Here is an 18,074-nt window from a genome sequence, read left to right as displayed (position 1 = left end):
CCCGCCCGCGAATCCCCGCCGCCCCCCGATACCTGGTCGGCGGGGACCGCCACGTCAGCTCGTCACCGGCCCCGGGCTCCCCAGCCAGGTGGGGTCGAGCACGGTGTCCAGCAGGACGATCGACTCCGTCGCGTGGCGTCGCCAGGCGGCGGCTCCGGAACGCAGCCGTGCGCGCACCGCATCGAGGTCGTCGAGATGGCGGCGGACGACCTCTCGATCCGCCGGTGGCAACCCGGCCAGCGCGCCCAGCAGCGGCCGCAAGCGCGGGGCAGCGGCGGCGAGGGCGGGTCGCCACACCGATTCCGCCGCGTCCGCCGCCGCCCACCGGTCGCGCAGGCCGAGGTGCAGGTAGGCGGCCAAGCGGGTGGCGGCGTCGTTCGGCGTCGAGGCGGCGCTGGTCGGCAGTCCGGCCAGCGCCTGGTCACGCCAGTCGCTCGGGGCGAGCCAGGCCAGGCCGTGCAGCACGGTGTCGGCGGGCAACCGCGTGATCAACTCGATATCGGCGGGCTCCGGAATCTCCAGCGGCGCGAGACCGAAGCGCTGGATCGCCCAGGCGACATCGCCGAGCGCGGTACACACCTCCCACATGTCGTGGGTGAACGGCCGGACACCGATATCGGCGAAGCGGTCACCCACGATCCGCACGGTGTCGACCCCGGGGAACTGCCGCAGCCCGATCTCCACGAGATTGCCGAGGTATTCGACCGGGGTCTTGGCGAGCAGCCAGGCGAAGGTCTCCTCGTCCAGCAGGTCGCGGGCCCGCGCCGGGTCGAGGTCGAAGACGACATCGGCCAGATGCACGGTGTCCTGGCTCTCGGTCTGCTTGCGATGACCGAACCGCATCCGCAGCCCGGTGGTGTTCAGGGTCGTCACCGCCCGGTCCGCCACCGGGCGCCGCCAGGCGGCCAGCGATTCCAGCAGCCGCGCCACCGCCCGGGGATTGGTCAGCACCGGCAGGTTCTCCCGCGCGGTCGTGAACAGCTCGTCGAGCAGGACGTCCGGCACCATCCGCTTGGCGGCCCGGTCGCTGGTGTAGATGATCTGGCGCAGGATCTCGATCTGGGTGAACAGATCGGCCTCGGTGCCGAGATGCTCGACGGCGAGGACGAAGGTGCCCTGCGCGTCCAGCAGGTCGATCAACTCGCCGACGGCCGCGCCGTTCGCACGCGCGGCCACGTGCAGGATGGCAAAGAAGATCGACGGAATCTCCGCGCAGCTCGACAGTTTCCGGAACAACATCTTCGCGTTCGTCGGCTCGGCGACCAGCGCGTGCGCGTCCTCGGGCGAGAGCTTGTACAGCAGCGACAGGGACGGTGGGAGATCCACCAGCTCCGACTGCAGGATCTCCCGCGCCCAACTGGCTTGGGGCGAGTGCTGTTCGAGCACTCCGAGGATGTGCCTGCCGACCTCGACGTCACCGGCATTGCGCAACGTGGACGCGATCGCCGCGGCCGCCGTCAGCGCGGGAAGCGGCTCCATGCCTTCCTTGACGTCACGCAGGAAGGTCCGGTTCTTGAGATCGCCCTCGTCGAGCCAGTCGAGGTAGTCGGCGGCGAGATCGGGATAGAGCAGCACGCCGAGCCGATGGAACGCCGCCAACGCGCCGGGATCCCGCGTCGTCTGCATGTAGACGCGCATCTTGTCGCGCGACATCGGCTTGTCGCGCGAGCGGGGCGCGAAGCCGCGCAGCTGCTCCAGGAACTGCTGTCCATCCGCGCTGTCGGCGGCCAGGATCAGGGCCAGCCGGGGACTTCGCCCGGTCCGATCGGAACGCACACCCTCGCTGACGATCTCCAGTGCCACCTTGACCAACTCGTCGTCGAGCGCGGTGCCCGCTCCCAGAAAGGCGGCGACCAGATGCGCCATGACCGACGGCCGATGCTCGGCGACGAGTTGGTCGGCCAGGAATTTCGTGCCGAGCCGCGCGGCGAGCGCCGCGGCGAACCCGGTTTCGAGCAGCCCGGCCTGATCCTCGATGCGGGCGGTGACGGTCAGCAGCTTGCTGCACGCCACCCGGTCCGAGGACACCCGCAGCGCCTTCTCCTGCGCGTTGAGCAGCGCGTGATCGAGAGTGCGTGGGCCACTGCGCAATTGCATCGCGGCCTTGCGCGGACTGCGCCGCCCGAAGGTCTGTATCCAGTCGGCGAGGTCGGTGGGCGAGGTATCGAGCAGCCGCCTGCGCAGCCACTGGTCCTGTTCCAGGGTGTCGAGGATCTTGGCGGCGAGGGCTGGATGGTGGGTGTGGCAGAAGTCGACGATCGGGCGCAGCTCGTTGACCGCCGCCGACCGCAGCACGCGCAGGAGCCGCTGTTGCTGGGGGCTGTCGACGGGTAGGCGGTCGATGATCCGGGCGGCGACCAGCCATCTCGCGAGGTAGCCCGCTGACCGCGAGGCCGTACTCCTGGTCCCTTCCTGCACCAGGTCCACCGCCTCCGGCCAAGCGGCGAGCTGATCGCGCAGGCCCCGGCCATCCGCGGTCCCGGATCGCTCGAGCAACCGGTTCAGTTCGATCAGTACACGTAGGTCCTCCTGCCCGACTTCACCGTGTCGCGCGATCAGCGGCGGTCCGATTCTGCGCAGCGCGGCAATGGAATCGGCGTTGCCGAACCGGTGGATCACCTTCAGCGCGCGGATCCGGGTCTCCGCGCCATACCTCTGGTCGGTCAGTTGCCGCTCGACCAGGGTGAGCAGCGTCTGCCACGCCGCGCTCATATCGGCGTCGTTCTGCATGCCCGGGGTCAGGCGCAACACCTGGAGACAGTCCAGCACCACCGGCAAGGTGGCATGGTCGAGCTGGCCGTCCTCGACCCGTCCGGCGAGCCGTCTGCCCAGCGCGATAGCCGTTTTGGGGGGCAGGCTGGAGCGGATCACCAGCAAGGTCGCGGCCACCGAGGCCGCCGAGACGCTGATCGTCTCCCACGTCTGCCACGAAAACGACGGGGCTTCCGCCAGGTCGGTCACATAGTCGTCGAAACCCTTGTTGTACAGCTTGAGACGCGCGAGTGCGGCGGTCGCGTCCTTGTGTCTGCTGGGTGTCTTCAGGCTGGTGGTGATGTACTCACGCATGAAGGCACTGGCTTCCCTGGTGGCGGAGTGCCAGTTGAAGTCGAGATGGAGACCGCCGCCGCCGATCCGGGCCAGCAGCGCGCGGTTGACGAACAAGCTGTTGATCCGTATCCCGGCCGCGCTGATATCGGCCCCGAGACGCTGCGCGGCCGCGACGCCGGGTTCGGTCCACGGCTCGATCGGTGCCCAGATCCCGAACGAGGAGAGCCCGGCGATCACCTTCATGGCCAGCAACAGGTCGGGGTCGTCGATATTGCCGACCCGATCACGCCACAGCCGCTCCCCGGCGATCCGGAGCCCGTCGGGCTGTGTGACCAGCGGCGCCAGATGCACCGCCGCCCACAGGTCGGTGGTCGCCTGCCGTTTCAACTCCGCCGCCAAGCCCTGCCGATCGGCGATCGGGAGCTGGGCGAGTTCGGGGTAGTAGTCGCCAGCGAGCAGGTCACGGAGGAACTCGTTGATCGCCGTCATGGTCCCCGGGGCGGCGACGGTGGTGGCGCCGGGCATCTTCCACTCGGTCGTACTCAGCCCTTCCACCGCGACGAGCAGGCTCACATCCCGCTCGTAGACGATCCGGCTGATCTCCTCGACGACCCGCCGCCACTGCTCGCTCCACTCGATTCCGTCGACCACCACCAGCGTCTTGTCGGGGGAGCGATGGGCCTCGAGATAGGTACCGATCGCGTCGACCAGCGCCGTCGGCTGCGCGGGCGCGTTCCCACTCGGCCGGAACCCGTGCACGTTCCACTGCGCCGCCCGCATCCGTTCGACGACCTCACACAGCAGCCAGGTCTTACCGGTGCCTTCCTTGCCACCCACCAGCACGGCCGCCGGATGATTCTTCTCCAGCCCGCTGAACACCGAATTCGCCGCCGCCGTCGGCACGACGATCGCCACACCGCGATGCGTCGCACCGCCGTTGCGCTGCGGCAGATTCGGTGTCAGCCCTTCGCGTTCGAGCAGCTTGACCACGAAATCCGGCCGGTGGGCCAGGTGAATGTCGTCGAGTCGATGCGAGCCCGCTGGCGTGGGCCGGACCAGATCGGCCTCGTCGTAGATCTCCCCGAGCCGGGTCAGGCACTGCGTCAGGTCGACGATGCCGTCGTCGTGCGGGTAGGCCGTCTTGATCGCCGCGACGAAGCGCTCGGTGAACGGGCTCATGTCGCCGGGGCGTTCGGCGTCCTCGGCCCGCAGATGCGCGGGCACCGCGGCGAGCACGACCCGTACTTTTTCGGTCTGGGTGCGGGCTTTCCGCAGGGCCTCTCGCACGTCGGCGGCGGCGGTGTCGGACCCCTTCGCCCCCGCCTTGCCTGCCCGGCAGCAATCGAGCACCACAAGCACCGAGCGCGCCGGTGAATCGAGTACCCATTCATTCAGGTCGTCGTACTTGAGTGCGGATGCCCCGAGCGAAGGCTGGCTCTTCGCGTGGGTCAGGTGAAGCCTGCCGCGATCATCCACCGCTCCGTGGCCGCTGAAATAGATGAGCAGGTCGCTCTTCGATGTCGCGGCCTTGAGGAAATCGCCGATCGTGTTGCCCATCTCGAAGGTGGGATTGTCGACCGGCGTGACCTCATAGATCCCTCCCGTCGTCGAGTCGAGCAGCTTGCCCAGCTCGGCGACGTCGTTCTTCGGGCCGACCAGCGGATCGAAGCCCTCGGTGTAGTCGGTGACGCCGATGAGCAGCGCACGAGGGGGGCGGCGCTGGCGGCTACGATTCCTCTGCGGCATCGAGGATTTCCCGCATTCCGGCCATGAAGGTCTCGTCGGTGACGTTCTTCGCCGTCACGTCATAGGTGGACTTCTTCCCCCCGGCCTCGATCTCCACCCGCACCGACCGCGTCCCCCGCCGCTTGATCCACTCCCGGATGACGAACCCGATCGTGCCCATCCCGGCACCCCCGGCTACCACCGCCTGAATGATCGGCACCGCGAGCTCGGCACCCTTACCCCCCGAGGACGGCTGCTCCACCACCTCCACCTCGGCCGCCCGCAACTCCCGGCGGAGCAACCCGACCTCGTCCAGGAACATCGGATCATCCTCGTCGAACCGCTCGTCGGCGGGAATGAGCAACACAGGGAAACCGGCATCAGGCATGGCACGTCCATTCTCGAACGGGACAGACGGAGATTTCGCTACCTTGTCGGCTACCGTTCGCCCGGCGTTACCGCAGATGCCTTCGCAACCAACACCTTCGAAGTCTACGCGCGCTCAGCGAGTCCCGACGGCCTTGCCGAACAGCGACGCGATCGTCTCCCCGAAAGTGCCTGCCAGCAGGGACAACCCGTCCGGGTTGAGCGCGAGCAGCCCCGCGTCGGAGGTACTGCACCCCTGGGCGACCGGCACCCCGTCGAGGCGGTCGCGCAGCCACAGCAGCGCGGTGGCCGAACCGGAGACCTCGGTGGTGATGTGCTCGCCGAGATGCTCACGGACGTACTGGACATCGGCCTCCGGGTTCCGGCAGTAGGTGTCGACCAAGGTGTTGACCGGACCCACCGGGATCAGTTCGTCGGGGTTGGCCTGCCAGATGAACATCGGCATGTCCGGGACGGCCTTGCCCATCCGGGTCTGGTCGAGCACCTCGCGCACGACCGGGTTGCGCATCGGGTCGCCCTCGGGAACCCGCAGCATGCCTTTGAGATTCGCGAACGGCAGCAGCGCGGTGTTGTACTGCACGCACAGCCCGCCCTTGATCAGCGCCAGTCCCTGGCCGAGCGGGTCCAGGTCGCGGGCGAGCAGCTCGCCGAACTCCGGGTACTCGCGCCCGAGCCCGAGCACGGCGGCCATGATCATGCCCGACCACATCTGCCCGTTGCCGATATCGAGCAGCGGCCCGAAGTCCGCCGGGACACCGCCCTCGGCCGCGCCGACGATATTCAGTTCCGGCGCGTAGGTCTGCTTCAGCTCGGCGGCGTGCCCGGTCACGATCGCCCCACCGGAGTAGCCGTACATGCCGATCCGGGTGTCCGGCGCGAGGCGCATCGGCGCGAAGTCGCGCGCCGCGCGCATGCCGTCGAGGGTGATCCGCGCGCCGAGCGGCCCGGCCCCGAACGCGCTGTCGGGCCCCTGGTGATCGGGGATGACCACCGCCCACCCCTGCTGCAATTGCGCCTGGGCGACAACGAATTCCAGCGGCACCACGATCTGCCCGACCGCCGTCGCGACCGACCACTGCCGCACTGCGTACGAGGGCGAACAGTAGGCCGCCAGCGAGTCCTCGGCGATCTGCATCGACACCATCTTGTCCGGCGCCGACCCCCGCGGCTTCAACAAGGTCGCGACCGCCGCGATCGGCTCGTCCCTGGTGTTGTTCGACCGATACGACACCTGCCACGCGTCCACATTGAGCGGAATCAGCCCCGCGTTGGCCACGTGGACCTCCCGCGCGGCGATGATCTCCCCGGGCCGCTTACCCGCCACCACCTCCGCGGGCGGTCGATAGAACGCCGCGTCGAGCTCCGGCGGCACCGCGATCGCGGGCGCGGGCTGCACCGGAACTGTCCCAGCGGGTTCCGCCGACGCCACTGCGCCGCTCACCATGGGGCCGATGGCCGTGACGGCGACAGCCAGCGCCGCCACCCTGCGAGACAACCGTGTCCGCATGATCATGTTCCGCTCCTCCATCATTGAGACGCGATCGTCTCAAATCTGGAGGGTGAGGTTACCTGGGTCACAGCTCACTGGCAAGGGCCTGTCTGAGTCAGTCGCGGGCCACCGTGCGCGGGCGTTCTCGGCTCGCTCGGCCGCCAGAACTGGGCAACGCGGGCTCGACCGGTTCTCAGTATTCGAGGTCGGCCCAGCTGAGGGTGAGTGGGAAGGGGTGGTTCAGGTCGATTTCGGGGTGGACGTTCGGGGACCACTCGCTGACCAGTGCGTACTGCCGCGGGCGCAAGGGGGTGACACCGGGCGGAAGGTCGGTGGGAGTCGCCAGCACGTAGGTCAAGATGGTGTCGATCCGGCGGCCTTCGCGATCGAGCAGCACTTCCCAGTACTCGTCGATCCCGGCCTCGGCGTAGCGCGCCTGTTTCGTCAGCATCTGGCCGATGTGGTTGGACGGGGAGAGCACTTCGCCGACGATGACGACATCCTCGGCGAAGATCGGCGTCCACGGCTCGTCAGGGCAGTGATAGACCAGGAAATCCGGGGTGAGGAAATCATCCTTGGCGCGACTCAGGAAGACATTGGTCTCGGTGTCCACCTGCCAGCGCTCACCGGGCCGGGCTTTCATGCTGCCTCGCGCGGCGTTCTCCAGCGCGTTGCGCAGGCGAGTGGCGAAGCGCTGGTGTTCCGGCGGGCCGGTACGAACCCACACCGGGCGCCCCTTGATCAGTTCGATGCGTGCTGCCTGGTCGGGGGGCAGGGCACTCAACTCGGCCCAGGTCATGCGATCGGGCAGCGGGGGGACGTGCGTCGACGGGTTCGACATGGCCGTTCTTCCTCGCGCCAGGCGTACTCTGGTGTCCTCGTCAGGCCACGATCCAGCGATTCCGGTTCGCCGGTGCCGATCCTATCGCGTCCCCATCTCCGATGTGCCCACGGCGGAATGCGAACCTGCGACACGCACTGGTCGCGGGTCGCGTACCGGAGCTGCCCGGGTGGGTGGCCGGGGGCTCCGGCACAGTGTTGCCATGGGTTCGTCGGTCGCTGACACTTTCACTGTCGCCACATTCAACGTGAACGGAATCCGCGCGGCATGTCGTCGTGGATTCGACCAGTGGTTGCGGGCGCGGTCGGTCGATGTGGTCGCGTTGCAGGAGTTGCGTTGTCCCGCAGCCGATGTAGGCACCTTCCTGGGCTATTCGGCGGCGGTGGACGTCGGTTCCGTCGCCGGTCGTAACGGCGTGGCGGTACTGACGAGGGTTCCCGCCGCTGCCGTGCGGACCTGGGTGACCCACCCACCCAGGGCCCGCGGACTCGGTGAGTTCGCCGCGCAGGGACGCTATATCGAGGTGGATCTGGCCGACCGTCCGGTGACGGTGGCCTCTCTCTATCTCCCCAAGGGCGGTCTGCCCGCGCACCTCCAACGCCCGGGATCGATGCGCGAACAGCCCGACGGTGGGGTCAAGTACGAACGCAAGCAGCGGTTCCTCGCGGCGTTCGCCCGCGAAGTGCACCGGAACCGGCTCGCCGCGTTGAGTGCGGGACGCGAGTTCGTCCTCACCGGGGATCTGAACATCGCGCACACCCAGCACGATGTGACCAACTGGCGCGCCGCCCGCACGATGGACGGCTTCCTGCCCGCCGACCGCGAATGGTTCAGTTCGATTCTCGGCACGCGCCGCCTCGTCGACGTGGTGCGACAGGTGCACGGCGATCATCCTGGTCCACTCACCTGGTGGAGTTGGGCGGGCCAATCGTTCGCCAAGGATGTTGGTTGGCGAGTGGACCACCAACTCGCCACACCCGGTCTCGCCCGCCACGCCACGTCTGTCGTCGTCGACAAGGAACCGTCACCCACCGAGCGACTCTCCGATCACGCGCCCCTCGTGGTGACCTACTCGGCGATGCCTGACTGAGAAGCTCTGGGGCAATGGCAGGCAAGGTGGCGATAAGTATGCAAATAGTTGGGAATAAGCCAACTATCTGCATACTTCCGGGAAGGTGGTGCCGGTGGCTGAGCATCGCAGCACCGTGCTCCTCGGTGACCTCTGGCGGCACCGCTTCGGACTTTGCGGCCGCAGGACTTGGCTCACATCTACGCCCAACCGCGACCCGAGATCGCGCGGATGGTCGATCGGGGCGCGCTGCACCGGTTCGTCCGCCGCGACACCGAGGCGCTCGACGCGGAGCGTGTCGAAACGCCGCTGGGCCCGGCACTGGTCACGACGCCCGAGCAGACCGTACTCGATCTCGCCCGGCGACCCGAACTGGGCAATGCCGAAACGAAGGTTCGTCCAGCGATCGAGACGCTCTACTATCGGTGCGATTCCGCCAGACTCGCACAGCTCGCCACGGACCAACGTCTGGGCGCGGCGCTTCGGCGTGCGAAGGATTGGGCGGGGGCATGAGTATCCCCACTCCGCAATTGTTCGATCGTGCACCGGACGAGCGCGACTGGAACGCGCAGATGTTCACTTGCTCATCGAAGTCGAAATCCACTGCCTCATAGAGGCAATCCGAGTTCGGCCCGCATCGCGTTCTCCGTCGGCGCTGCGGGGGTCTGTCTACGACCGGTAGGCGTCGCGCCGGTGGCGAACCGAGTGGATTTCGACCGCGTGCTTGTCCTCGTTGATGCGGTATACGATTCGATAAGTTCCGCGTCTAGCTGAGTAGAATCCATCGAATGGCTCATCCAGGGGCTTGCCAACTCGGTGTGGATTGGTGGAGATCGGTCCGGTAATGGTCTCCATGGCGGCGAACGCGACATCAGCGGGCAGGTTCTCGTGGATATTGTGGCGAGCCTGGGCGGACATGATCACGGAGTAGGGCTCAGGTGCTGTGGTCACGCCGCACCGCGACGGCGCTTCTCCAGCTCGGCGCGGACCTCATCGACATCGAAGGTGTCGCCGGAAGCGAAGTCTTCCTTGGACTGGCGGAGGTCGGACATGGTGTCGCTGTCGCTCAGGATCTCCAGCGTCTCCTGCATCGACTCGTACTCTGCGACGGAAATCAGCATGACGTCGGCACGGCCGTTGCGAGTGATGGTGAAGTGATCGTGCTCGCGCGCCACTCGGTCGGCGAGCTCGGCAATGCGCGCCTTGGCATCGGTGATGGGGATGATCTCCATCTGTACATGGTATCAGTCGGTCATAATTGCGACCAGTACTCTGACCTGTTGGCTCGGCAAGGGTAGCGGCAGCTGTCGATATCCGGCAACGAGTTGGTCCGGGCAGTCGACCATGCCGCCCGCGGGCCTCCGACGCAATCTCGGCCCGTAGCACGCGCCCGAGTTCGGCCCTCGCTCACTTAGTCGAGGAAGTAGGAGTCGACCTTCTCATCGGAATCCAGGATCTCGTCCGAAGCGACGCCGAGTGCCACCGCCAGCGCGACCGATCCGATCAGCGCGAGGGACTGCTGCGGAACATGCGACGGGACTGGTTCGACGCTGCCGCGAAAGCCGCCAGGCTGGAAGGGCTCACCCCGCACGAGCTTCGGCACCGCCGCTTCGCTCGCCGTTTCGCAAGGTGCCTCGGTGCTGGCGCTCCAGCGGATGCTTGGACACGACAAGCCGAGTACCACCCTGGACTTCTACTCGGGCCTGTTCGATGACGACCTGGACGACGTGGGCCTTCAAACTCGACTCCGCGCGCAAGGGCTACGCCGCTACTGCGTACAAACTGCGTACAGAAGCGGCGGAAGGGTTCGATGGCGACGACAGGAAAGTTGCCTGACCTGCATAAATGCTGGTGCCCTCGGCAGGATTCGAACCTGCGACACCCGCTTTAGGAGAGCGGTGCTCTATCCCCTGAGCTACGAAGGCGGGGGTCCTCGGTGGACGAGTAGGGAGTCTACCGGGTGGGGGTGGGGTGGTGACAAACATGGGCGGTGGGGCGACACGGGGAAGTGAAATGGGTGTGGGTGGGGGTACTCGGGGGGTGGTGATCTAGCGTTCGGTTCGGTTCGGCCCCCTGGGGCTCTGGTGCACATGCTGAGTGTTCTTCTTCTGAGGAGTGCGTGGTCATGGCTGGTCGGGCGGGATTCTTGGGGGTTGTGGTCGCGGTGGCGGCGGGTGGGGTGCTGGGTGGGTGTGCGGTCGAGGGTGGGCTGGTGGGGTCGGCGGTGACGCGGGAGGCGGATCCGGGGGTGGTGGCGCGGGCGGCCGAGATCGAGGGGGCGGGGCCGGGGACGCAGGCGAGCATGGTGGCGTTCTTCCGGTCGGTGTGTGTGGTGCAGACGCGGTATCGGGCGGATCTGCAGGCGGCGGAGGCGGCGGGTGGACAGCTCACGCCGGTGCGGTATCGCGATGCGGCGGCGGGCATGTTGAGCGCGCGGGCCGCGGCGGCCGATTCCGCGCGGCGCGGGGTCGCGGAGTTGCCCATCCCGGATCTGTTCCCGGAGGAATGGCGGTCCGCGCAGGCGGAATTGATCCTGCTCTTCGACGGTCTGCACCTGGCCGATCGCGCGCGGGCGAGTGAGATGGCCGCAGTCGATCCGGCCGATGCGGAGCATCTGAAGACCGCCGCGCGTGATCTCATCGCCGCTTCGGCCGAGCAGATCGAGAATCAGAATCCGCGGGTGCGGCTGGTCGCCGATCGGCTGCCCGCCTCCGAGCCGGTGCGGCGGGCGACCTCGGAGCTGGCCGAGTGCCAGACGCGGAGTTGACCGCGTCGACCAGGGGTCTGCCCGGTCCCGGCTGACCTGGTCGCGGGCGCCTGCTGTCGGCTCGGATCGTGCTGGGCTCAGGCGAACCCGCCATCGAAGCCCCCGTCGAACCCGCCGTCGGTGCTGCCACCCCAGCTCGGGTCGTCGAACCCGCTCGGATCGTCGAATCCGGTGGGGTCGACGCCCGCGTCGCCGATGTCCGGCTCGGCTTCGCCGGTCCCGTCCTCGAAGGCCTGCGCGTCGTAACCGACCCCGGGCATCCCGGCGAACAGCGAGGTGAACAGCAGCGCCGTGCCCGCACCCCAGGCACCGGCGATCAGGGCGGGCCGCCACCACGGCTCGGAGTACCAGCCCGCGGGCACCGGACGCCCGGCGACGCGGCCGCCGGGGTAGTAGTTGGGAGTCCCGGGGGAGGCGGCGGGGGAGGCGGCGATGCGGCGGCCGTTGTGTTCGATCACGCGGGGCTGGTCGACGCGGCCCGCGATGTCCTGGCCGGGGAGCGGGGGGATCGGCGGACCCGGGTCCATGTTCATGGCGGTGCGGGCGGCGGCGATGTAATAGAGGCCCTCGACGGCGGACTGTTTGGCCAGACCCGCCTGGGCGGGGGAGGTGGCGCGGTCGAGCTGGCCGCCCGCGGCGTTGTAACGCTCGGCGGCGTCGGCCAGGGCCTGCCGGGCGGCTTCGTTGCGGGGCGTGAGCTGGTAGACCTGCCCGCCGAGCCGCTCGATGGTCACCCTGGCCTCGGCCTGAGCCTCCTCGAGCTCCCTGGCGGTGCGCCGATTCTGTTCGGCCCGCAGGTACAGCAGGAGCCCCACGCAGACGATCACGATCACGACCAGCCACCACAGCATCGCGCACCTCTTTCGCCCGAGGTCTCGAGATGCCGTCCAGTTTACTGGCTGGTTGCCCGAACGCGCCGACCCGTGTTGATCAGCGCGTGGCGGGATAGCTACCCGGCGAGGTGGCGGGCGATCACCAGGCGCTGGATCTGATTGGTGCCCTCGAAGATCTGCATGACCTTCGCCTCGCGCATGTAGCGCTCCACCGGGAAGTCCTGGGTGTAGCCGTAACCGCCGAAGACCTGCACGGCGTCGGTGGTCACCTTCATGGCGGCGTCGGTGGCGACCAGCTTGGCGACGCTGGCCTGGCGCGAGTACGGCAGCCCGGCGTCGCGGCGGCGGGCTGCGTCGAGGTAGGTGGCGCGGGCGGTGTCGACGGCGGCGGCCATATCGGCGAGGACGAAACCGAGACCCTGGTGGTCGATGATCTTGCGGCCGAACGCCTCTCGTTCCTTGGCGTAGGCGACGGCCTCGTCGAGGGCGCGCTGGGCGACGCCGGTGGCGACGGCGGCGATGCCGAGGCGGCCCGCGTCCAGGGCGCTGAAGGCGATCGAAAGGCCCTGTCCCTCTTCGCCGACGCGCCGTTCGGCGGGCAGGAAGGCGTCGTCGTAGGCGGCGGTGGTGGTGGGGATGCCGCGCAGGCCCATCTTCTCCTCGGGCTTGCCGAAGCTCAGGCCCTCGGTGTCCGCCGGGACCAGGAAGCAGGAGATGCCGCGCGAACCCTCGCCGGTGCGGGCGAACAGGGTGTAGAAGTCGGCGCGGCCGCCGTTGGTGATCCACGCCTTGGTGCCGGTGATCCGGTAGCCGCCGTCGACGGGGGTGGCGCGGCAGCGCAGGGCGGCCGCGTCGGACCCGGCGTGGGCCTCGGAAAGGCTGTAGGCGCCGACGGTTTCGCCGGAGAGCATGCCCGCCAGCCACTGCTGCTTCTGCTCGTCGGTGCCGTAGGTGAACAGGGGATGGCAGCTCAGTCCGTGCACGCTCACGGCGACGGCGACGGCGGCCCAGCGGCTGGCCAGCTCCTCGAGCACCTGCAGGTACACCTCGTAGGGCTGCGCGCCGCCGCCGAACTCCTCCGGGTACGGCAAGCTCAGCAGCCCGGCCGCGCCGAGCGCGGGGAACACGCCCTCGGGGAAGACGCCGGTCTTCTCGCTCTCGGCGACGCGGGGTTCGAGCACCTTGTCGGCGATGTCGCGGGTCAGCTCGATCAGCTCGCGCGCCTCGTCGGTGGGCAGCATCCGGTCAACAGCCATGCCGATCACAGTACGGGTAGCACTGAATTGCATGCAAGGGAGCACGGAATTTTCTCCCTCTATACTGGGCGGATGCCGGGGTTGCCACCGAACAAGCATCAGGAGAAGAGCCTGCGCACGCGCACGCTGCTGCTCGACGCGGCCATCGAGAGCCTGGCCGAGGTGGGATACGCGGGTGCCTCGATCGCCGACATCACCGCCCGCGCCGGAGTGACGCGCGGGGCGCAGTTGCACCAGTTCCACACGCGCGCGGAGCTTTTCGCCCAGACCATCGGGCATCTCACCGAGCGGCAGCGAGAGGCCATGCAGCGCAAGGCGAGAGCCCTCGTCGGGGAGACCGCCGGTGCGGTGCTGGTGCAGCTGGTCACCGCGACCTTCGCGGGGCAACTGGGCCGGGCCGCTGTCGAGCTCTACGTCGGCATAGCCAACGACGCGCCCCTGCGCCGCGAGATGCTGCGCGTCCAGCACGACCTCACGGTCGAACTCCTCGACCGCTGCGCCGCACTGATCGCCCGCGATATCGCCCGCGAACGCCTGGAGAGCACCTTCTGGCTCACCATCAACCTCGTCCGGGGCGCCACCCTCGACGAAATGGTCGGCCGCGACCGCGCCCGCCGCAAACAGGTGCTCGCCGACTGGACCACTTTGGCGGAGACCGCCCTGCGCTGATCAGCCGAGCGGCTGGATCAGGCAGGTCATGTGCCGCGAGCGACGAGCTCGCCGCGCTCGTCGACGACACGACCCTCGGCGGTTCTCTACTATCTGCGCATGACCGCAGACAAGCGCCCGCCGCTGGCCGAGGACCAGGTCGGCCTGGTGGTTGAGGTGTTCCGGATGCTGGCCGACCCCACCCGGGTGCAGGTGCTGTGGGCGCTGGCCGACGCCGAACTGTCGGTCAACGAACTGGCCCAGCGGGTCGGCAAGCCGGGCCCCTCGGTGTCCCAGCATCTGGCCAAGCTGCGGATGGCCCGGCTGGTGCGTACCCGGCGCGAGGGCACCACCATCTATTACAGCCTCGACAACGACCACGTCCGGCGCCTGGTGGTCGACGCGGTGCACAACGCCGAGCACGCCGGACCGGGCGTTCCGGCGCACCATCGCGGCCCCGGCGCCGAGCCGCCGCACGAGGTGCCGCCGACTTCGCGGTGACCCTACAGACCTGCAGGAATGTTGCCGGAGGAAACGATCTCCGAACGCATACTTTTCGGTAGCATCCGGTGTGACGTGGCTCATGCCATGGCAGGGACCGAAGGAGCACCACAATGCTGAGCACCATGCAGAACGACCAGCTGTCGCTGGCCACACTGCTGAAGTACGCCGCCACTTTCCAGGGCGATTCGATCGTGTCCACCTGGACCGGTGACGGCGTGCGGACCATGACCTACCGCGAGCTGGGCGCCGATTCGGCCCGCCTGGCCAACGCGCTGCGTGGGCTCGGCATCGGCGAGGGCGACCGCGTCGGCACCTTCATGTGGAACAACAACGAGCACATGACCGCCTACATCGCGGTGCCCGCCATGGGCGCGGTGCTGCACGCGCTCAATATCCGCCTGTTCCCGGAGCAGCTGGTGTTCGTCGCCAATCACGCCGAGGACCAGGTCGTGCTCGTCGACGGCACGCTGCTGCCGCTGTTCGCGCAGTACCTGCCGAATCTGAAGACCGTGAAGCACGTGATCGTCGTCAACGGTGACGCCGCCGCCCTCACCGCGCCCGAGGGCATCCAGGTGCACGCCTACCGCGAGCTGCTCGACAGCCAGTCCGCCGAGTTCGACTTCCCGGTGATCGACGAGCGCTCGGCCGCCGCCATGTGCTACACCTCGGGCACCACCGGTGACCCGAAGGGCGTCGTTTACTCGCACCGCTCCAACTGGCTGCACGCCATGCAGGTGAACTCGCCCAACGGCATGGGTTTCGAGGGCTCGGACTACGTGCTGGCGATCGTGCCGCTGTTCCATGCCAACGCGTGGGGCCTGCCGTACGCGGCGCTGATGTCGGGTGCCAACATCCTGATGCCGGACCGCTTCCTGCAGCCCGCGCCGCTGCTGGAGATGATGGCCGCCGAGAAGCCGACCTTCGCCGCCGCCGTGCCGACCATCTGGGGTGGCGTGCTGGCCGCGCTGGCCGCCCAGCCGCAGGACATCTCGCACCTGCGCACCGCCGTGGTCGGCGGTTCGGCGGTGCCGCCGTCGATGATGCGCGCGTTCGAGGAGAAGCACGGCGTGCGCATCCTGCACGCGTGGGGCATGACCGAGACCTCCCCGCTGGGCAGCGTCGCGCACGCGCCCGCCGGTGCCGAGGGCGAGGAGGCCTGGGCCTACCGCTACACCCAGGGCCGTTTCCCGGCCAATGTCGAGGCCCGCCTGGTCGGCGACGACGGCAAGGTCGTGCCCAACGACGGCGAATCGCTCGGCGAGCTCGAGGTGCGCGGCGCCTGGATCACCGGCTCCTACTACTCGCCCACCGGCGCCGAGATCGACCCGGACAAGTTCGACGACGGCTGGCTGCGCACCGGCGACGTCGGCAAGATCAGCCCGAACGGCTACCTCACCCTGGTCGACCGCTCCAAGGACGTGATCAAGTCCGGCGGTGAGTGGATCTCCTCGGTGGACCTGGAGAACGCGGTGATGGGCCACCCGTCGGTCGCCGAGGCCGCCGTGATCGGCGTGCCGGACGAGAAGTGGGACGAGCGCCCGCTGGTGGCCATCGTGCTGGCCGACGGCGTGAGCACCGAGGCGGCCGAGCTGCGCGACTTCCTGGCCGACAAGTTCGCCAAGTGGCAGCTGCCCGAGCGCTGGACCTTCATCGCGGAGGTGCCCAAGACCAGCGTCGGCAAGTTCGACAAGAAGCGGCTGCGGGCCCAGTACGCCGAGGGCGAGCTGGACGTCGTCACCCTGGGCTGAGGTCCCGAACAACGACGGCGGGCGTGGAATTCGCTTCCACGCCCGCTGTGTCGTATTCAGTTGTCGGATTCTGTTGTGCGATGCAGTTGTCGATATTCAGTTGTCGATCGAAAAGTCAGCAGTTGCGCAGCTCCGGGCTCTGGTTGAGCAGCTGGGCGCGGGGGCTGATGTAGCGGGTGTAGGTCTCCCCGCCGACCGAGGACAGCGGGAACGCCGCGACGCGGTGGCAGTTCTGGAAGGCCAGCTTCACCCCGAAGTGGCGCTCGAGGCCGCCGCGGATGGCGTCGGAGGCCAGGGCGCGCAGCAGCTGGCCGCGGGCGACCTCGTCCGGCGGGGGCACCACATTGTCGGCGAATTCCGCGTCACCGTCCCGCAGTTCACCGGCCACGCGGCTCACCACCTCCCAGGCGTAGGGCAGTGATGTGCGGACGCATTCGACGAATTCCGCGTCGTCGATATCGCCCTGTTCGGCGCGTTCGAGCAAGGCGGCGGGTACATCGAGGGACATGGCGCTTCCTCCTGCTTGGGGCGGGCTGTCTGCCCCTCCGAGTCTAAACGAAATTCGTTGTCAATAACCCTGGATTCATTCCGAAAGTGCTTTCCGGAGTGCGCTTTTCGCGTCCGCGGCCAAGTCGCTGACCAGTTCGCTTGCCGATTGCCCGGTGCTGAGCGAGTGCGCTTGGCCTGCCCACAGGTTCACCTCGTCGGGGTTGCCCGCGGCCCGGCCGGTAGCCCGCAACGGTGCGGTGGCGTAGTGGATTTCGGGGTAGGCGGCGGGCGCGTCGGCGGAGTGCTCGACCAGGAAACGGTTGCGGATGCCGCGGGCCCTGCGTCCGGTGAACGCGCGGGTGAGCATGGTCGGTTCGGCCGAGCCGATCGCGCCGCGGTGCACGGCATTGGTGCCCGCCTCAGCGCAACGCAGCAGGGCGGTGCCGAGCTGGGCGGCCCGCGCGCCCGCGGCGAGCACGGCGGCCACGCCCGCGCCGGTGGCGATGCCGCCCGCGGCGACGAGCGGCCGGTCGGTCGTGGCGGTGAGCAGTTGCAGCAGGGTGAGCAGGCCGAGCGGGTCGACGGGGTCATCGGCGGGGTCGTCGAGGAAGCTCGCGCGGTGCCCGCCCGCCTCGGCGCCCTGGGCGATCAGCGCGTCGGCGCCCGCGTCGACGGCGATCAGCGCCTCGGCGGGCGAGGTGACCGTCACCCAGACCTCGGTGCCGACCGCGTGCAGCCGGTCGATCTCCACGGCGGTGGGACAGCCGAAGGTCGTCGACACCACCGCGACCGGGTCGGCGACCAGCAGGTCGAGCTTCTCGGTCCAGGCGTCGGTGTCGTGTTTGGGGGTGCCCAGGGGGAACCGCGCGCCGAGTTCGGCGAGGAAGCCCGCGTAGGTGGCCGGTTCGGTGACCGGTCCCGGGGCGAAGAGGTTGACGCCGAAGGGCGCGGCGGTGGCGGCTCTGGTGGCCGCGATCTGGTCGGCCAGTGCATCGGCGGTGAGGTATCCGGCGGCCACCTGGCCGAAGCCGCCCGCGGCCGAGACCGCGGCGGTGAGTTCCGGAGTGGTCGGGCCGCCCGCCATGGGCGCGGCGACGATGGGGACACGCAAGCTCTCGATCACCATGGCCTCGAGTCTGCTCGTTCGGCGCGCGTTCAGCCCCCATGACGGGCGTGTGAGCCGCCGGACACGGCTTCGGTGACTATGAGACACGTCATCTACCTGCGTTTATTCCCCAGAAGGTTGCGGAATGATCACGGCCGAGTAGAG

The 18,074-nt window shown here is 68.6% G+C and carries 17 protein-coding genes and 1 tRNA gene; 6 read left to right on the top strand and 12 right to left on the bottom strand.

Features of this window, described 5'->3' with window-relative positions:
* Window positions 1-54: 54 nt before the first annotated feature.
* The 4 genes from WA675_RS23245 to WA675_RS23230 form a co-directional block, all read right to left on the bottom strand.
* Window positions 55-4,794, bottom strand: coding sequence for a caspase family protein (locus WA675_RS23245; RefSeq protein ID WP_336087061.1), 4,740 nt, complete (start codon window positions 4,792-4,794; stop codon window positions 55-57).
* A complete protein-coding gene (locus tag WA675_RS23240) occupies window positions 4,775-5,161 on the bottom strand; it encodes an effector-associated constant component EACC1 (RefSeq protein ID WP_336087059.1) in 387 nt (128 codons plus the stop codon). Before WA675_RS23240 ends, WA675_RS23245 begins: the two co-directional genes overlap by 20 nt.
* Window positions 5,162-5,275: 114 nt before the next feature.
* Window positions 5,276-6,673, bottom strand: a complete 1,398-nt coding sequence (locus tag WA675_RS23235) for a lipase family protein (RefSeq protein WP_336087057.1) — start codon at window positions 6,671-6,673, stop codon at window positions 5,276-5,278.
* 169 nt (window positions 6,674-6,842) lie between these two features.
* Window positions 6,843-7,490: a Uma2 family endonuclease gene (locus WA675_RS23230; protein ID WP_336087055.1), complete on the bottom strand. Its 648-nt coding sequence runs from the start codon at window positions 7,488-7,490 to the stop codon at window positions 6,843-6,845.
* A 202-nt stretch (window positions 7,491-7,692) separates the two neighbouring features.
* Between WA675_RS23230 and WA675_RS23225 the strand changes: the two genes are divergently transcribed.
* Window positions 7,693-8,580, top strand: coding sequence for an exodeoxyribonuclease III (locus WA675_RS23225; protein ID WP_336087053.1), 888 nt, complete (start codon window positions 7,693-7,695; stop codon window positions 8,578-8,580).
* A 210-nt stretch (window positions 8,581-8,790) separates the two neighbouring features.
* Window positions 8,791-9,072: a type IV toxin-antitoxin system AbiEi family antitoxin gene (locus WA675_RS23220; protein WP_336087051.1), complete on the top strand. Its 282-nt coding sequence runs from the start codon at window positions 8,791-8,793 to the stop codon at window positions 9,070-9,072.
* Between the two features lie 156 nt (window positions 9,073-9,228).
* Here WA675_RS23220 and WA675_RS23215 read toward each other — a convergent pair whose 3' ends face one another.
* The 4 genes from WA675_RS23215 to WA675_RS23200 all read right to left on the bottom strand — a co-directional run bounded on the left by WA675_RS23215 (window position 9,229) and on the right by WA675_RS23200 (window position 10,484).
* Complete coding sequence (locus tag WA675_RS23215) at window positions 9,229-9,510, bottom strand: type II toxin-antitoxin system RelE family toxin (RefSeq protein ID WP_336087050.1); 282 nt, start codon at window positions 9,508-9,510, stop codon at window positions 9,229-9,231.
* Window positions 9,507-9,791 carry a type II toxin-antitoxin system Phd/YefM family antitoxin gene (locus WA675_RS23210; protein WP_336087048.1) on the bottom strand — a complete coding sequence of 95 codons (285 nt, stop codon included), beginning with the start codon at window positions 9,789-9,791 and terminating at the stop codon, window positions 9,507-9,509. The genes WA675_RS23215 and WA675_RS23210 overlap by 4 nt, the downstream gene beginning before the upstream one ends.
* 179 nt (window positions 9,792-9,970) lie before the next feature.
* Window positions 9,971-10,162, bottom strand: coding sequence for a hypothetical protein (locus WA675_RS23205; RefSeq protein WP_336087046.1), 192 nt, complete (start codon window positions 10,160-10,162; stop codon window positions 9,971-9,973).
* Between the two features lie 246 nt (window positions 10,163-10,408).
* Window positions 10,409-10,484, bottom strand: a tRNA-Arg gene (locus WA675_RS23200).
* A gap of 200 nt (window positions 10,485-10,684) precedes the next feature.
* Here WA675_RS23200 and WA675_RS23195 point away from each other — a divergent pair.
* Window positions 10,685-11,326, top strand: a complete 642-nt coding sequence (locus WA675_RS23195; RefSeq protein WP_336087044.1) for a hypothetical protein — start codon at window positions 10,685-10,687, stop codon at window positions 11,324-11,326.
* 77 nt (window positions 11,327-11,403) lie between these two features.
* Here WA675_RS23195 and WA675_RS23190 read toward each other — a convergent pair whose 3' ends face one another.
* The gene (locus WA675_RS23190; RefSeq protein ID WP_336087042.1) at window positions 11,404-12,177 is read right to left on the bottom strand and encodes a DUF1542 domain-containing protein; all 774 of its coding nucleotides are present in this window, start codon (window positions 12,175-12,177) and stop codon (window positions 11,404-11,406) included.
* A 98-nt stretch (window positions 12,178-12,275) separates the two neighbouring features.
* Entirely contained in the window at window positions 12,276-13,415 is a 1,140-nt protein-coding gene (locus WA675_RS23185; RefSeq protein ID WP_336087040.1) for an acyl-CoA dehydrogenase family protein, read from the bottom strand.
* Window positions 13,416-13,487: 72 nt separating this feature from the next.
* Between WA675_RS23185 and WA675_RS23180 the strand changes: the two genes are divergently transcribed.
* The 3 genes from WA675_RS23180 (at window position 13,488) to WA675_RS23170 (ending at window position 16,315) form a co-directional block, all read left to right on the top strand.
* Window positions 13,488-14,084, top strand: coding sequence for a TetR family transcriptional regulator (locus tag WA675_RS23180; RefSeq protein ID WP_336087038.1), 597 nt, complete (start codon window positions 13,488-13,490; stop codon window positions 14,082-14,084).
* A 99-nt stretch (window positions 14,085-14,183) separates the two neighbouring features.
* Entirely contained in the window at window positions 14,184-14,564 is a 381-nt protein-coding gene (locus WA675_RS23175; RefSeq protein WP_336087036.1) for an ArsR/SmtB family transcription factor, read from the top strand.
* Window positions 14,565-14,677: 113 nt separating this feature from the next.
* A complete protein-coding gene (locus tag WA675_RS23170; protein WP_336087034.1) occupies window positions 14,678-16,315 on the top strand; it encodes a long-chain fatty acid--CoA ligase in 1,638 nt (545 codons plus the stop codon).
* A gap of 115 nt (window positions 16,316-16,430) precedes the next feature.
* On the opposite strand, the gene WA675_RS23165 is transcribed toward WA675_RS23170, so the two are convergent.
* Both WA675_RS23165 and WA675_RS23160 read right to left on the bottom strand, forming a co-directional pair.
* Window positions 16,431-16,823, bottom strand: coding sequence for an SCO5389 family protein (locus tag WA675_RS23165; protein ID WP_278264599.1), 393 nt, complete (start codon window positions 16,821-16,823; stop codon window positions 16,431-16,433).
* Window positions 16,824-16,898: 75 nt separating this feature from the next.
* Window positions 16,899-17,930, bottom strand: a complete 1,032-nt coding sequence (locus WA675_RS23160) for a nitronate monooxygenase (protein WP_336087031.1) — start codon at window positions 17,928-17,930, stop codon at window positions 16,899-16,901.
* Between the last annotated feature and the right edge of the window lie 144 nt (window positions 17,931-18,074).

Source organism: Nocardia sp. SSK8, assembly GCF_037034205.1.
Taxonomy (GTDB): Bacteria; Actinomycetota; Actinomycetes; order Mycobacteriales; family Mycobacteriaceae; genus Nocardia.
This window is presented reverse-complemented; position numbering and strand designations above follow the sequence as displayed.

Bases quoted from the DNA above. Each gene is read 5' to 3' on its own strand.
- WA675_RS23195 (WP_336087044.1), top strand. From the start codon at position 10,685: ATGGCTGGTCGGGCGGGATTCTTGGGGGTTGTGGTCGCGGTGGCGGCG.
- WA675_RS23185 (WP_336087040.1), bottom strand. From the start codon at position 13,415: ATGGCTGTTGACCGGATGCTGCCCACCGACGAGGCGCGCGAGCTGATC.
- WA675_RS23225 (WP_336087053.1), top strand. From the start codon at position 7,693: ATGGGTTCGTCGGTCGCTGACACTTTCACTGTCGCCACATTCAACGTG.
- WA675_RS23180 (WP_336087038.1), top strand. From the start codon at position 13,488: ATGCCGGGGTTGCCACCGAACAAGCATCAGGAGAAGAGCCTGCGCACG.
- WA675_RS23240 (WP_336087059.1), bottom strand. From the start codon at position 5,161: ATGCCTGATGCCGGTTTCCCTGTGTTGCTCATTCCCGCCGACGAGCGG.
- WA675_RS23245 (WP_336087061.1), bottom strand. From the start codon at position 4,794: ATGCCGCAGAGGAATCGTAGCCGCCAGCGCCGCCCCCCTCGTGCGCTG.
- WA675_RS23220 (WP_336087051.1), top strand. From the start codon at position 8,791: ATGGTCGATCGGGGCGCGCTGCACCGGTTCGTCCGCCGCGACACCGAG.
- WA675_RS23230 (WP_336087055.1), bottom strand. From the start codon at position 7,490: ATGTCGAACCCGTCGACGCACGTCCCCCCGCTGCCCGATCGCATGACC.
- WA675_RS23175 (WP_336087036.1), top strand. From the start codon at position 14,184: ATGACCGCAGACAAGCGCCCGCCGCTGGCCGAGGACCAGGTCGGCCTG.
- WA675_RS23190 (WP_336087042.1), bottom strand. From the start codon at position 12,177: ATGCTGTGGTGGCTGGTCGTGATCGTGATCGTCTGCGTGGGGCTCCTG.
- WA675_RS23170 (WP_336087034.1), top strand. From the start codon at position 14,678: ATGCTGAGCACCATGCAGAACGACCAGCTGTCGCTGGCCACACTGCTG.
- WA675_RS23160 (WP_336087031.1), bottom strand. From the start codon at position 17,930: ATGGTGATCGAGAGCTTGCGTGTCCCCATCGTCGCCGCGCCCATGGCG.
- WA675_RS23165 (WP_278264599.1), bottom strand. From the start codon at position 16,823: ATGTCCCTCGATGTACCCGCCGCCTTGCTCGAACGCGCCGAACAGGGC.
- WA675_RS23210 (WP_336087048.1), bottom strand. From the start codon at position 9,791: ATGGAGATCATCCCCATCACCGATGCCAAGGCGCGCATTGCCGAGCTC.
- WA675_RS23235 (WP_336087057.1), bottom strand. From the start codon at position 6,673: ATGATCATGCGGACACGGTTGTCTCGCAGGGTGGCGGCGCTGGCTGTC.